9 protein-coding genes, 1 pseudogene and 2 riboswitches are annotated in these 15,153 nt (G+C 57.0%); of the genes and pseudogenes, 5 read left to right on the forward strand and 5 right to left on the reverse strand.

Going from position 1 to position 15,153, the window contains the following annotated elements; translation table 11 throughout:
- Nucleotides 1-347: 347 nt before the first annotated feature.
- A complete protein-coding gene (locus QA645_RS39835) occupies nucleotides 348-1,571 on the reverse strand; it encodes a Xaa-Pro peptidase family protein (RefSeq protein ID WP_283046454.1) in 1,224 nt (407 codons plus the stop codon).
- An 85-nt stretch (nucleotides 1,572-1,656) separates the two neighbouring features.
- On the reverse strand, nucleotides 1,657-2,595 hold the full coding sequence (locus QA645_RS39840; RefSeq protein ID WP_283046455.1) for a D-aminoacyl-tRNA deacylase: 939 nt from the start codon (nucleotides 2,593-2,595) through the stop codon (nucleotides 1,657-1,659).
- Between the two features lie 759 nt (nucleotides 2,596-3,354).
- Nucleotides 3,355-3,454, forward strand: a riboswitch (glycine riboswitch).
- A 3-nt stretch (nucleotides 3,455-3,457) separates the two neighbouring features.
- Nucleotides 3,458-3,545: riboswitch (glycine riboswitch) on the forward strand.
- Nucleotides 3,546-3,607: 62 nt separating this feature from the next.
- Between QA645_RS39840 and QA645_RS39845 the strand changes: the two genes are divergently transcribed.
- The 4 genes and pseudogenes from QA645_RS39845 to QA645_RS39860 all read left to right on the forward strand — a co-directional run bounded on the left by QA645_RS39845 (nucleotide 3,608) and on the right by QA645_RS39860 (nucleotide 9,662).
- Entirely contained in the window at nucleotides 3,608-4,855 is a 1,248-nt protein-coding gene (locus tag QA645_RS39845; RefSeq protein ID WP_283046456.1) for a D-amino acid dehydrogenase, read from the forward strand.
- A gap of 707 nt (nucleotides 4,856-5,562) precedes the next feature.
- Complete coding sequence (locus QA645_RS39850) at nucleotides 5,563-6,039, forward strand: Lrp/AsnC family transcriptional regulator (protein ID WP_283046457.1); 477 nt, start codon at nucleotides 5,563-5,565, stop codon at nucleotides 6,037-6,039.
- Between the two features lie 727 nt (nucleotides 6,040-6,766).
- A complete protein-coding gene (locus tag QA645_RS39855; protein WP_283053556.1) occupies nucleotides 6,767-8,146 on the forward strand; it encodes an aspartate aminotransferase family protein in 1,380 nt (459 codons plus the stop codon).
- Between the two features lie 293 nt (nucleotides 8,147-8,439).
- Nucleotides 8,440-9,662 (forward strand): annotated as a pseudogene (locus QA645_RS39860) (IS3 family transposase).
- Between the two features lie 955 nt (nucleotides 9,663-10,617).
- Here QA645_RS39860 and QA645_RS39865 read toward each other — a convergent pair.
- From QA645_RS39865 to QA645_RS39875, 3 genes are read right to left on the reverse strand one after another with little or no spacing between them, the layout of a single operon-like run.
- Nucleotides 10,618-11,649, reverse strand: a complete 1,032-nt coding sequence (locus QA645_RS39865) for a 3-hydroxyacyl-CoA dehydrogenase family protein (protein ID WP_283046458.1) — start codon at nucleotides 11,647-11,649, stop codon at nucleotides 10,618-10,620.
- Nucleotides 11,633-12,052 (reverse strand): hypothetical protein, encoded by a 420-nt coding sequence (locus tag QA645_RS39870; RefSeq protein WP_283046459.1) that lies wholly within the window; start codon nucleotides 12,050-12,052, stop codon nucleotides 11,633-11,635. Before QA645_RS39870 ends, QA645_RS39865 begins: the two co-directional genes overlap by 17 nt.
- Nucleotides 12,039-12,827, reverse strand: a complete 789-nt coding sequence (locus QA645_RS39875) for an IclR family transcriptional regulator (protein ID WP_283046460.1) — start codon at nucleotides 12,825-12,827, stop codon at nucleotides 12,039-12,041. The genes QA645_RS39870 and QA645_RS39875 overlap by 14 nt, the downstream gene beginning before the upstream one ends.
- A gap of 1,263 nt (nucleotides 12,828-14,090) precedes the next feature.
- Between QA645_RS39875 and QA645_RS39880 the strand changes: the two genes are divergently transcribed.
- A complete protein-coding gene (locus QA645_RS39880) occupies nucleotides 14,091-15,110 on the forward strand; it encodes an ATP-grasp domain-containing protein (RefSeq protein WP_283046461.1) in 1,020 nt (339 codons plus the stop codon).
- The last annotated feature ends 43 nt before the right edge of the window (nucleotides 15,111-15,153 follow it).

A 15,153-nucleotide genomic window follows, 5' to 3' on the forward strand; every position in this document is an offset into this window, starting at 1 on the left:
TCGAGCGCGCGGCGGAGTCTCGGTGCGTACGCGTGAAGCGGCCCCGCGCAATTTTTGCTGTAGTCGCTCGCATTCTGAAATTTTTGTAATGGAGCACGCCATAAGCAAAATGTAGAGACGTCATGGCAGGACGTCGCATCTATTGGGCACACACCGTGTGGGCTTCTGCACTCTACTCGTGAATTCCAACTTGCCGTAGTCTCTTAGGCCGGCTCGCTGATATCCCACACTCTCGTGCGGCCATTGAGACACAGAGCTAAAACGCCAGTGAGACGTCATGACCGCTTCAGGCCTACGGCGAGAGCTCGGCATGCCCTTCCCTTCTGCCATGCTCTTCTTCTTATTTGTTATATGGCCACTACTGGCATTTTTCGCGGAGCACGAGACGTGAGCAACTGCGAGCCAGTTTCGGTCACGACAACCACCTCTTCATGCAGCATCAGCTTCGGTGATCCGTCAAAATATGAGGGATATGAGGTGCTCGGTTCAATATTAACGATCATGCCTGGCTTTAGTATTGTCTTGTCGTCCGGTTGGACCGACGGTAACTCCGGCATCCATAAGCCCATGGAGTGTCCCATTCGGCCGATGTTGGTGGCTTTACCGCGATTGTTTGAGCCATTTAGTACGGCTGACATTGCGCTCCAGACATCAGAGATCGGAATGCCAGGTTTAGCGGCCGCAATTCCCGCTTCGGTGGCATCCCAAACGACCTGATAGGCATCCTGGGTGTGCGGATCAGGCGCACCGAAAGCAAAGTGTCGATCGAAATCGCTCCAATAAAAATCGAACAGGCAGCCGGCATCAATAAACAGTAGGTCTCCATCCGACAGAAATTTGTCGGTCGGAACACCGTAAGGACGCGTGTATCCCCCGCGGCCAGAAACACCCACTATCTTGCTTGTCTTCTCGACACCGCGACTGAAACATTCGAATTCGAACTGGCGACAGGCCTCGCGTTCCGTCATTCCAAGGCGTAGCTTTGTTGCGAGCCCTTCAAATGCGTCCGACACAAGGCCACATACGGTTCCAATTCTGCCGACTTCAAGCGGAGACTTGATCATTCGCAAGGGGGTGAGAATCGGATCCGATGCGTCGACGAACGTTCGAGGCTTGATCGCGTCGGCTACACGCAAGAAATCTCCCGCGGGGAAGCCAAGCCTACTCTCCGCGCCAAGCTCTACGCCGATCCTAGCGTGCTCCGGCAGTAATTCACACACCGCTCGTGCAAGGGCGGACACACCCTCATCTTTCGGATTTGGGCTAGGCCAGCTCCGGCAATTTTTTACCCAGGTCGTGTCTCTGTAAAACTGGTCAATTCCCTCCGGGACGATTGCAACGGGGTCAGCTGACGAAAGAATGAGAAGAAATCGCGGCCGGGTCGTCTGCTGCGGGGTCGTACTAGGCTCACCAATGAAATATCGCAAATTGTGTTCGGACGTCGCCAGAAGCGCGTCAATGGCATGCTGTTTCATCAAACGCCGCGCGCGCTCGACGCGACCCTCGTATTCGATCCAGGGAAAGGGATCATACTGAATGGTCCTAATCGAATCCATCCCCATACCGTTCATCGCTCTTCTCCAGAGAAACACGTCAATCGCAGGACAACCGACAATTTATATGCCGGCTCGACAGCAGATGGCCGCCCTCGCGCGCTCATTCGACAATATCCTTCGGAACAGCCGCGCGCAGTTTTTTATGCGAAAGCATCGGAATACCGAGCTCCTCTGCGAGCAGGCGAACAAGACCTTTGTAAGGAGCTTTCAGCTTGTCGTGGTGAACGATGCTTTGAATTCCGCCTACAATGGATCGCACGCAAGCTCGCAGGTCGATCAAACGGCTTTCCTGGTCATAGCCGTCCGACACGAGCCAGTGGTTTGGTAGGACGTGACTAGCCGCGATCGCGGGTCGATCGCGCGACTGCAATACCGCGTTCGTGAAGCTCGGCTCGAAGTGAACACCTCCGATGCAGAGCACGGAATGTACCGGTTCCTCAATACGATCGAAAATTCGCAGTAGGGATCGCGCCAGCACTCGAGCTGCAAGAGGATGTGCCCAATCTTCGGGCGAGCTTCCGATCTCGACATCGACAGCCGAAGGTGGCAGGTCAGCGAGACGGGTACCAGCATCACCAGCCTTGACGCCCGACCAATGAGTCGCCTCGAGATAAGTGCGATAGGGGTCAAGACCGGAAGCGACCCGCTCGGCTTCGATCGCCAGAAGAAGTCCCCGCGTAATCCGAGGGTCGACCGCGCTGAAGGTCCCCGTGCCCAGATCGCCGGTCGTTTGAACCGAGAAGATTGCGTTTGGCGCATTGGCGCCCTCGTGCCAGTTCACGATGCCAATAACGTTGGCATCACCGAACCGATCATTGAACATTGGCGCGTAGCGCGCATAGTCGTTACTTACGACCTCGTTCGTGGCCACGATCGAAATTCTGGCATCATGCAAGCCAGCAACTTCGCGGACGGAGTGCCCATCGACTTCAAAACTCGTTGGAACTAGAGCGCAATCCGCCTTGAGAGCATCCAGAACGTGCCCCGCGACCGGGTCCTTTTCTCCATCGACGCAGAAGACAAAGACGGCATGTCTCATCGAGGTCCTCCGCCGAGTTCTAAGCAGATCGAGAGCGTGGGACGTCTATCTTCAACTTGGCGCCGTCGTCTTTTCGATTTTGTCGGAAAACACCCTGCTCTTCGCCCGGAACTGCGAGCTTGCAGGGCGAGAGCGAGCGCGCGGGAGGCGATTAACTCAAGCCCGAATAGCGTCACAGCAGCGCCACCCGCAAACTGGGCCCTGTTGCGGCCGGCATGTTTGGCGGAGCATGGACTGGAAATCGCGCGAAACGAAAAACGCGGCAGCGGATCGCCGGACCAGCAACGAACTTAACCTGGTTGCGCGACGAACAAGGTCGAATCCTGCCGCCATATGCCACAGACGTCGACGAAAGTGGTGTGAAGAGCCCCTCATCGAGCATAGCGATCGCCTCAGGCGTGCAGGCCTCCATTTTGGCTCGACTTTGAAAGAGATGCATGAAAGGCACTAGCTTTGTAGGGTCCTACACCACCGCATATTTATTAGAGCGTCGCCACGCAAACATTGTGCGTTCTTTTCAGGATCCCGCAGTATTTCTGCGCTAGCCGCGGATAGCTCGATGGAAACCACTGGGACATCCAGCGAATGCAATCCTCAAAAAGCGAGATCAGCATAGTACCTGGCAATAAGCCACCTGCTAATCTTGGTGGGGAGCTTGGGCAAACATCGAGTTGCCGCTTACGCCGCCGATTTTTGGATCCGACGATTCATCGCGGCTTGACAGGGAGTGAGTGCGTCTGAGACTGTCATCGTGTCTGATGATGGTGTGCGGGAGAGCGCGATAAGCCTGCAAAGGCGTATCACCGCCGACGGAGCAACTCCCCAAGGAAACTCTCAGGCCCAGGACCGCACACCGAGGACGATCTGGAGAGAGGTGCCGGTCAGCACCCACCGAAGGGGACCGTAATCCACGCGGATTGCGGAGAAAGCTCTCAGGTGCACGGACAGATTTGGGGACGGAGACATGGCGAAGCCATTTCACCGTTCGTTCAACCCTGTCTTGGAGCGCACGATGAGCACGATCGTCATTATTGGATCCGGTATTACCGGAGTTACAACTGCCTATGCCCTGGCCCGCCGCGGCTATTCGGTGACAGTCTTTGATCGCCAGCGCTATCCGGCGATGGACACTTCGTTTGCGAACGGCGGCCAATTATCGGCAAGCAATGCCGAGGTCTGGAATAACGTCGCAACGATCGTAAAAGGCTTGAGGTGGATGCTGCGCAAAGACGCACCACTGTTGCTGAACCCAAGGCCCAGTTTTCACAAATATACTTGGCTGGCAGAGTTCGTAAGCCAGATTCGAAACTACCGCCACAACACGATCGAAACGACGAAGCTAGCGATAGCTGCTCGCAAGCATCTTTTTGAGCTAGCCGATCGGGAGAGCATCGATTTCGACTTGGAGCGGCGAGGAATTTTGCACGTTTATTCGAGCAAGTCCGACTTCGATGCGGCCTCTCGCGTGAATCAGTTGCTGCTCAAAGGCGGATTGGATCGCCGTCCCGTGACGCCCTCTGAAATGCTTGCAATAGAGCCAGCTCTGCGCGATCAGTATTATGGTGGCTTCTTTACCCCGTCTGACTCAACCGGCGACATTCACAAGTTCACGCGCGGCCTCGCTGCGGCTTGCGAGCGAGGGGGCGTACGCTTCGTCTTTGATGCAGATATCTGCGGCATTCGGTCCGATCGAGACGGTGTGGTCGTACACTGGAAACGAGGTTCGTTGAAGGAAGAACTCAATGCCGAACGCGCAGTGGTTTGCGCGGGAGTCGGCAGCCGCCGCATTGCTTCAATGCTGGGGGACAACATAAACATTTATCCCGTCAAGGGCTATTCCATCACGGTAGAGCTGGGAGACGAAACGAGCCAAAAGGCTGCGCCTCGTGTCAGCCTCCTGGACGAGGCTACCAAGATCGTGACCAGCCGGTTAGGAGAGGATCGCTTCCGGGTCGCCGGGACCGCCGAATTTAATGGCGAAAACCGCGATATCCGCTGGGACCGAATTAAGCCCCTGATACGGTGGGTGGAGCGATCGTTCCCGGATGTATCCACCGCGCAGGTGGTGCCATGGGCGGGCTTGCGTCCTATGACACCTAGCATGATGCCGCGGGTTGGCCGAGGCAAACGCTCGAATATCTTCTACAACACCGGCCATGGCCATCTCGGTTGGACATTATCCGCTGTCACAGCTGAAATGATCGCTGATGTCATTGCCGCAGATCGCAGCAATACTCGGCTGAGCGAATCCGTGCCCTGATCCTGTTGAGTGGGTCCTGGTCCATGCTCCCGCCGATATCGGGGCGGGAGCATGTCGATTGACAGCGCCGAAGCGGATTTTGCAGTCGCTCTCGAAGGATGATGCGACCTTCAGTACCGGGCGACGTGCTTCCCGCAATTCATTGCTTAGGTAAGCCCCTGTGGACCACTTGGTACGTTGCTTCCGAAAGCCTTGTATGACGCAGTTGTTGCGACCGTTCCCGAATTGACGCCGACCAGATGGGGCCGCATGAACGACGTCATTTCTTAGCAAGGCGTACGCAGCACACACCGTGAAGTGCCGTGGCATTTAGGGGCAGGACGCAGCTTTGCGCGGAGCGAATCGAGCGCGCCAAAGCCGTTCCGCCCCGCCCACCCGAGCGTAAAACCAACCCGATCCAACGACACGTCGTCCCGAAACACCGAGATGCATCGCCAAGCTCAAGTCTCGTCGACTCCCCAACTGCTGCGGAGCGACGCCTGCTGTGCGCCCAGCTGACGCTTATCTTAGAGAAGTCTGCATTACGGGACGAAGGGCGTTTCGAAGGGCATTTTACAAGCCATGCAGCATATTTCTTGTAATTGCCGTTAGATCGACGATACTGATGTCATAAAGAGCGTTTTCGACGACATTTGTCTGATTTTAGATGTTTTTCTGCGGAAGTTGGCGATCTTTTGCAGGATCTCCTCTTAAGCCTGGAGCTTGTTATGAGGTACGACCGAATCGACGCTCACATCCTGGAGATCGTGCAAAAGAATAACCGTCTCACATCCGAGACGATTGGCGAACTGGCCGGGCTTTCCGCTACCGCCTGTCAACGCAGGCTAAAGAGGCTTCGGTCGGACGGCATTATCGAGGCTGACGTTTCGATCGTTTCGGCCAAGGCGGTCGGAAGACCTATTCAGATGCTAGTGCTGGTGACATTGGAACGAGAGCGCTCGGACATCATCGACAGGTTTAAAAAGGCGATCAAGTCATCCGCTGAAGTCGTCAATGGGTTTTACGTCACAGGCGATGCTGACTTTGTCCTATACATAACCGCACGCACCATGGACGACTATGAGCAGTTCACGCGGCGATTTTTCCGTGAGAACCCCGATATCAAGGGCTTCAAGACCATGGTGGTCATGGACCGGGTAAAAGCAGGATTTGCTATTCCAATTGAGGCTCCGTCCGAGGATTGAGTGTCTCACCCACCGGACCCCGCCTACCTGCTCCATCAGCAAGCCGGGCGAGGTGTCGCGGTACCCGTTATGAAACGAGCGCAGGTCTTCGCGCATTGGCGCGTGCAACTTTCGACTAAGTAGCATCACCTCCAGGCTACTAACACCCACCGCTCATCGTGGGCGCTTGATGGCGCGAGCGAGCTGGATGATTCGGTCGATGAGCTTCCAAACGCTAACCAACGAGAGACGTTGGCTTGGACAGCACGCCTCACTAGCGCCCTTTTTCGTCGCGCAGTGCGAGTTAAAAACGCTGCAAGTTTCCTTCGCTTTTGTGCTCTAAGCGGTTACGCGCGATCAAATATTCAGACCGCGCGCCCGGTAATCTTTCTTGAATTTTCGTGCGCGCGTTCGTCTAGCGAGCCGGGTGCGCTCTCTCATTCCGTAGTCACTCCCTGCGAGATGCCGCCGGCAAGGGCCAGATGCCACTCAACTGAGCCAGAGGCCTTAATCCTTGGCGCCTTGTATTGATTTAAAAACTTGATCTCCTCGTGACAGGCGCCGCAGAGCGAGCCGCGGCGCCTCGGCGCGCAACTGAAACGCAGGTACTTACGCCTGTTTCTCCAGACGCAAAGATGGAGAGCATAATTCCTACCAGCAATGAGAGGTGCGAAGAACGCTCTAGATTGGTATCGACTAGCCTTCGATGCTGCCAGGATGCGTGAAGTTGCCCGATCGAAACGCCGACATGCCACGATTGCTTCAGCGCTCACATGACACTAACGCGCGACCGCCGTCCCATCTGTTCTATCTCTCCAATCTGCGCCGGCCGGTCGTCGACCGCGCCGAAGGTATCTATTTTTGGACTAAGGACGGTCGCCGCTTCATCGATGGATCGAGCGGACCTATGGTCGTCAATATCGGCCATTCAAACAAAACCGTGCTCGAAGTCATGAAGCGGCAGATGGACAAGACCACCTTCGCTTATCGGCTGCACTTCGAGAACGAGCCCGCGGAAGAACTGGCACGGAAATTGGCGCGTAAGCTTCCCGAGGGCATGGATCGCATCTTCTTCGTATCCGGCGGCTCGGAAGCCACCGAATCCTGTATCAAGCTGGCGCGGCAGTGGGCAGTCGCAACCGGCCAGCCCAAGCGCTGGAAAGTGATCACCCGTTTTCCATCCTTTCACGGGGCCACCCTTGGCTCGCTTTCTGTTACCGGCGACGATGCACTTGCCGAAACTTTCACGCCTATTATGCGCGTGATGCCGACCGTGCCGGCGCCGGCCGCCTGGCGCGACCGCGACAACCTTTCGATGGAACAGCGCGGGTTACGTTATGCCAACATACTTGAGGAAAAAATCCTCACCGAGGGCCCCGAAAACGTGCTCGCTTTCATCATGGAACCCATCGGCGGAGCCGCTACGGCAGCCCTTGTCGCGCCTGACAGTTACTATGTGCGTATCCGCGAGATCTGCGATTGCTATGGCATCCTGCTCATCCATGACGAGGTTGTGAGCGGCGCTGGGCGTACTGGTAAATTCCTTGGAGGCGACCACTGGAGTTCCAGGCCCGATATTGTCGCGCTATCAAAAGGACTTGGCTCGGGTTACGCGCCGCTCGGCGCGCTGGCCGCACCAATGTGGCTGGTCGAGCCGCTGCTTGGCTCTGGGGGCTTCCAGCACAGCCACACTTATGCCGGCAATCCGCTTGCCTGCGCTGCTGGTCTTGCCGTGCTCAGCGAAATGGACAGGCTCGACCTCATCGCCAACGCCGCCGCAATGGGCGATGTGCTGATTGGCGAATTAAAGGCGCTACAAAAGCGCTTCCCCTTTATCGCCGACGTGCGTGGCAAGGGCCTACTTCTCGGCGCTGAAATGGTAGCTAATCCCGAAACGCTGACGCCGATCAACCCAGCCCACCGGGTGACGCAGCGCCTACTCGACCTAGCCTATGCACGCGGCTTGATCATGTATGGTCGCAAAGTCAAGGGTGGTATTGAGAGCGACAATTTCATGGTGGCGCCGCCGATGATCATCACGCGGGAGCAGATCAGCGAGATGATCGCAATCATCGGCGATTCGCTGGAGGCACTTGCCGCCGAACTCGACCTGCCAGTCGAACGCTGAGGGGACGAGACGATGCTTACGAGGAATACCCTCAATCACGGGCTCGGTGGGTACATCACCGATGATCCCCAATCTGTTAGTTACACCGGCGCAGATATCGTCACTGCACCGACGCCTCGACTGCATTGGTGGTGTAGATCATTTAGCGAATGGCCGGCGCAAACGCGAAAAACGGCACACTTGCTCCGCATTGTGCCAGATTTGGCTGATTGCGGGGAAGGTGAACTGCACCCCGTTTTAACCGGACACCGGCGTTAGCCGGAGGAGCTAGGCCTAGTCCTAGGCGTACGCCTATGTCCGAGACGTTTTCGAAGGTGGAAATCATCACCGGCGTTGCCCGCCGGCGGCGGTTTACGACGGAGCAGAAGCTCTTGGTCGTCAACGAGACGCTGCAACCGGGCATGTCGATCAGCTATGTTGCTCGTCGCTATGGGCTCTCCCCGAGCCTGGTCTTCCGATGGAGACGGCTAATGAGTGAAGGGGCAAGGAAGCAGTGCGGGCCGACGAGGATGTGGTCGCCGCGTCCGAGGTCCGGCGGCTGGAGGAACGGGTTCGAGACCTCGAACGCCTGCTGGGCCGCAAGACCATGGAGGTCGAGATCCTCAAGGAGGCTCTTGACCTTGCACGGGTAAAAAAACCGACCTTGCTGTCGCGATCGCAGGCACCGGAGGATACCCCGTGAAACGGATCGCAGAGACCCTCGGGGTGGCGCGTTCCAACCTGGTTGAGCGAGCGGGTGGCAAGCGTCCGAAGCATGGTCCCCAGACCCGCGCCGGGGATGCGGCGCTCACGTCTGATATCCGGCGCCTGGTGGATAGCCGCCCGAGCTATGGATACCGGCGGATCGCCGCGCTCCTCAAGCGCGAGCGGCGATCCGCCGGCCATGGCCCTGTCAACGCCAAGCGCGTCTACCGGCTCATGAAGAAGAGCGGCTTGTTGCTGGCCCGGCATACAGGGCGCCGCCTCCCGCGGGCGCATGACGGAACGATCATGACAAGCCGCTCCAATGAGCGTTGGTGTTCGGACGCGCTGGAGTTCACCTGCTGGAACGGTGAGTTCGTGCGGGTTGCCTTTGCCCTGGACAGCCATGACCGCGAGGTCATCAGCTGGGTGGCCACAACCGCCGGGATCTCCGGCGAGATGATCCGGGACATGATGGTCCACTGTGTGGAGCAGCGGTTCGCCGACATCCGGGCTCCACGCAAGGTGCAATGGCTGACCGACAATGGATCGATCTTCGCCGCCTATCGCACCCTTGAGATTGCCGCGGCCCTGAACCTCGAGCCCTGCTTCACGCCGGTCGAAAGCCCCAGAGCAACGGCATGGCCGAGGCGTTCGTGAGACCTTCAAGCGTGACTATGTTCGTGTGAACCCGATCCCTGACGCGAGCACCGCGCTGCAGCGGATCGACCAATGGATGGAAGATTACATCTCAGAACACCCACACTCCCGGCTGGGCTACCGCTCACCGCGGGAGTACATTGCATCACTCAAACCAGCCGAGTGTCCGGTCTAACAGGGGCAACTCCAGAAGGGCTTGCCCCATTCCGCATCGACTAAAAGCCGCAGCAACGCCGCTTCCGCGCACTCGGCCAACTAGATCGCCTTCAATCGAGGGCAGGATCGCCTGGCGGTCAGACCAAGGCGAGGCTGTTGCGGCTCAGGTGTACGATGCAGGGTTGCACCAGCGTTTTCTGATAGACCGTGGTCCTCGCTTCTGGGAAACCCTCCAGCCGTCGACCACAACGCCAGGATGTCGTTGACGCTGCGTGTCTTGAGTCGTTGACGACCTGCAGCCAAAACTTCGCGCCTCCGGTCTGCTCGATCCAGAGCCTGAATACGTCCATAGCGCCGTCGCTCGCTGTTGTACGGCAGCGCGACATAACCTCCTTGTTCTTGACCAGTCCTCGTCCCGAATTTTGACGCGCATTGCATCGAAAAATACGATCGCGTAGATAGTGAGGAGCGGCCGGCTCTGCCGTTCCTGACCTTCAGGAGCACAGCGTCGTTCGTCGACCTTGGCCGGGTCGAGCCCATGAACAGACGACCGAGAACGCCACGGTCTCACGCGCTTCCACTATGAGACGCACGCCGAGTTCCGCAGCTACCTCTTAGACTTTGTCAACGCCTGCAGGTTCGCACAGCGACTTAAAGCTCTCAAAGGACTCACACTCTGCGGATTCATCTGCTAGGCCTGGCCGACGGTGCCAAACCGATTCACACTCAATCCGCTCCAGCACGGCGCAGACTAAACATCTAGCTCGAATCGACGCCATGGTTTCATTCAAGCCGAAGCAGAGATTGTCTATCGAAGATAATAGTTAGGGAATTTGCATTCTCCTCGTCGTCGGGCAGACGTCTCTAAACAACCTTGCCGCAAATTAGACTGAGGGAAGCCTGAAGGTTCTGCGCCTACTAAGCGATCGCCTTTCACTTAGTTGACGTGAGATTACTGCGCCAGTGCGAGCGCGCTATCCGAAAGACCTGTCGTCAATTTTCAGCCATCGCATCAATTCTCGGCGCCGTTCTGACAGCAGCGCAGAGCCGTCTCGTTCGGTCCAATCGTAGACGCCTCTGCCGCTGCGAAGTCCGCAATCGCCAGCACGGACTAAAGCCGCAACCTGCTCGGGTGGCTCAGAAGAACTGTCTAGCCTCGGTGCCAGGTATCGAGCGAAATGATACATCGTGTCAAGCCCGCCTAGATCCGCTGATTCAATTAGTCCGGTCACAGCAAGCCGTCGGCCGATCGAATGCCGGACGACCGAGTCAATTGCTTCGGCCGAAGCAATGCCCTTAGCCCAAAGGGCCCAAGCCTCACGAAGTGCCGCGAACTGGATGCGATTGCCGATGAATCCGGGCACTTCGCGATCGATGACAACAGGCGTCCTTCCGATACCGCTAAGAATCGAGTATGTATGCTCGACCACCGCCTTGGATGTGGCAGCGCTGCCACATACCTCAACGAGAGGAAGTAGTTGGGGCGGATACCAAAAATGCGTTGCGATGACGCGTTCTTTCCGTTCGACGCATTTATCGACGGCACTGGCGGGATGGCCACTGGAAGTAGCGAGTACGGTGTCAGCAGAACAAATACCGTCGAGTTTAGAAAATGTGTTGCGCTTGAGCTCCATGTCCTCCGGAACGGCTTCGATGACGAATTCCGCCGCGGCCGCGGCCTGCAACTCAGTTGAAGTTCGGATGTTCGCGATTGCGGTTTTGGCGGATGAAACGCTCATTACTTCAGCCTGAACGAATTCGTAGAGGCTCGCCTGGATCCGCTGGACGGCTCTCTCGACACTCTTCTCGCTGCGACCAATCAGACAGACCTCCCAGCCCGCCTTTGCGAATACCTCCGCTATCCCGTGTCCGATATTCCCATTGCCGATAACGGCCATGCTCCCAAAACCAGAAGTCTTCATTGCTAACCTCTTCCGTTCGATGCCTGATCGGGCTACTTTACGGCTTTTCGCTAGCACGATGCCGAACTCAAGCCAGATCAACATGGTTGCTATCGCGCTGCGCCTGTTGGTGGTTGGGAGGAGCGGAGCTTCTAGCCATGTGTGCGTCGGAGATCGCGAGCGCCCAGCCATCCCACCACCATTCGAACTGCAAGAGCGCATCGTCGCAATGCGGATTGTCCGCAGGAAGGCGATGGTATGAGAGAGGCGCGATGCAGAATCGCACTCTCTTCTGCCAGAATCCGCACGATCGGATTAAGATCGCGTCGCTTGGCGGCTGCACTGGTAGCACGAGCAACGCTGTTCTTCCATAGTTGACACCAGAGGGAAAGCAACGCTTCGAGATCCGGCAAGTTTCGTCTGTTTCGATCTTAAAGCTTGCTTGCTTGAGCAATATCATATGCGCTTGGCGCAACAGAGGCGTGACGGAGCCATCAATGGCCTTCATTGTGGGTCCCCGGCATGAAAGCATTTGCAAGTTCGGAGGCGGTGGACTTGAGGAGCTCAAGAAGCTCCGGGATCGCGCGCGAACGTACCCGGTCAGCCGGGCCTGTAAGCCCCAAGGCGTAGATCGGCGGGGATTCAGATAAGGAACGCACCGGACAGGCAAGCGTGTAAAGACCTTGAATGTGTTCCCCGTTCTCGATCGCGTAGCCCTGCTTCCGGATTTTCGCAAATTCACGCTCAAGACCCTTGGGATCGCTGATCGTGCTATCGGTCAACTTGTGGAGGTCGGTATTCAGAATGGCTTGGCGCACGCGAGGGAGCTGCATGGCGGTCAGAACCTTCCCCGAAGCGGTCGCATGGGGAGGCAGCACATGCCCCGGCGTGACGTAAACCCCGGCACTTACGTCCGGTGCCTCCATCATCACGAAGTGGACGGAGGAGCCCGACAAACGAGCGACGAAACAGGTTTCACTTGCTTGTTCAGCCAATACCTTGAGCCGGCGCTTGCTTGCGCCAACAATCCAAAACGTATCGGATTCCAAAATCCGACGGAGTCTCCCGCCAAGCTTGAACTCGCCCCCTCGCCCGCTGCTAGCGACCAAATCACTGCTTTCCAGAGCGTTTACAAGCCGATTGACGGTCGTCTTTGGGAGGTCCAACACAGCCTCAATCTCACGGCCGGTAAGCCCATTGACCGACCCGGCGATCACTTCCAAAACCTGTGTATAACGCTCCAACGGTCCTGATTGACGCCTGGAAATCTTCTTGGTCTTCATAAAACCTCAAACTGCAACGCCTTCGGAATCAATTGATGTACCGCAGCCTTGGAAAGCGAGACCCACACGCCTACATGCAGGTTCGCGTGATGGCTGCTCGAAATCCAAATCTCATTCGTGTCGATGCAGCGCAAGCGGCAGCACCGCAGCAACGGCGCTATCGGTCACGTAGAAGCCACGAAAAGGACTAGGGCTCTAAGAGCCCAGCTGTCCCGCTGGAACGCGACACCATCGATAACGTCGCCATAGATGGCGGGCGGGAGGGATCACATGACGTCCCGCCATTGGCGCGTGGCTCACTCGCCCACATATCCTCCAACTGCAAACTCCGACGCCAGACTTCGCTACTGGCGAAAATTCCGCCGTACTGAGTACAAACGCTAACGGCTGGCCGACACCGTTTGGCTACTTTGCTTTAACACGCGCTGGGAGTGCTGTTTCATCGGATATCGGCTTGAACACTACGCGCGCCATCTCGCGAGGACGCTAAATGGTCAACATGGGTGGACGCCCTTCCATCCTTGCTGAGCAAGATCCAGGCCAGCGAAGGCGATGTGCAGTGCGCGATTTTGTGTGCGGCGTCATCTTTGCAAGAAGAGCGAAGGATTTTGAAACAAACTGATCGTCTGAAGCCACACCATGGTTAGTATTCGGCGAACAGCCGACCGCCCCCTAGCAAATCGATTGGGCTCGTTCTACAATCTTCCGCAACCGGGATGAAACAACGACGTTTAGGCAATTCGTAGTGGCTTGAAGCCGCTGGTTGAATCGTTCAAAACGCAAAGTTTTCCGTTAAGACTACTCGTAAAAAATCCTGCAGCTGTTCAGCTGCATTCGACGCAGCTTCATAGGAGCAGAGTCGGGTCACGGATCTATTTTATTATCTCCACTCCGTTCATTCCATTGTTTTCTCACGCAGGTTCTTCTGTGAATGGCAACCGCTTGACACGAATCCGGTGCCTTCATCATTCCTTGCCGAAGACATTTACAAGGTGGACGGAGTCAATAGCCTATCCCGCCGCTGCCAAAGTTGAAGCGCCACTTTGCTCGAAACCATACAGATGCCCTCCAAATGACGTGGTGTCTGTCGTGACTGCGACGAACAGAGAAGGAGTTATCCTTCCACGCGCCACTAAACCCAGGTTTTCAAGTCCCCCTTTCCGGATCTTCTGTTGGCATGTGGATTGCTCGAGACCGCGTTCATAGGGGCTCTTGCAGTCTCCAGCTAAGGTGTGAATTAAGCGGAACATCGAGGAGCAACTCATGCGAGTAGCAGTCGTGTGGAATGAGCCAGGGCGGTCTGATCCAGCGCACTACCGCGCGGCGACCACAAGGCTGGAGGCGGCACTGCAAGAGAGCGGCCACGAGACCCTGCTGTGCGAGGGCGACAAGGGATTGCTTGCGGCACTCGAGCGGTTCATACCACCAGACGCTCAAGGTCGCCCCTCCGGAATGGTTTTCAATCGGGCGTACGGAAGTAGGGGCGAATGGCGGGTCAGCCAGGTTCCGACCATGCTAGAGATGGCGGGCATTCCATACACCGGTCCGGGTCCGCTCGGGGCGGCGCTGGAGCTCGATAAAGTTATCACAAAGAAGCTCATCCGCGATGACGGCGTGCCGACACCGAACTTTAGGGTGATGCGTTACGGCACCGAGAGCGCCGGCGAGCTGCGCTTCCCTTTGGTAGTGAAGCCGCGTTACGGGTCCAGCAGCCTAGGATTGCACTTCGTACAACAACCTTCCCAGCTGCGGCAAGCCGTAGAAATGATCGTCACTCAGTATGCGGAGGATGCTCTCGTGGAGGAATACATCGAAGGGAGGGAGATCTGCATAGCGCTACTGGGAAACGAAGAGCTCGAGGTGATGCCTCCGATGGAGCATGACTTCGGCGATCGCAAATCACGCATTTTCACATGGGAGGACAAGCACCATACAGCTGTCGCGGAGCCGCAGAAGATTTGCCCGGCGCCAATCGGGAGAGAGCTTGCGACGAAGCTGCGGGACCTTTCAATCGCGACCTTCCGCGCCTGCCGAGGCCGGGACTACGCTCGGGTCGACTTCCGGATTGACCGGTCGGGCCAACCGTTTGTCCTCGAGACCAACTTCAGCCCGTCATTCGGTGATACACACTCTTACGTCCGGGCAGCTTCGGCCGGCGGATATACCTTCGCGAAATTGGTCAATCGCATCCTCGATCTCGCCCACACGCGCCATTTCGGAATCGGCATTCCCAGGCCGGAACACGCGCCGAATCGTGCTGGAGCTGCAAACGCAAGCTCATGAAGCCTTCGGACACAGTAGAATGAATGCCACGCGTCGCACCGTT

This window comes from Bradyrhizobium sp. CIAT3101 (genome assembly GCF_029714945.1).
Classification (GTDB): domain Bacteria; phylum Pseudomonadota; class Alphaproteobacteria; order Rhizobiales; family Xanthobacteraceae; genus Bradyrhizobium.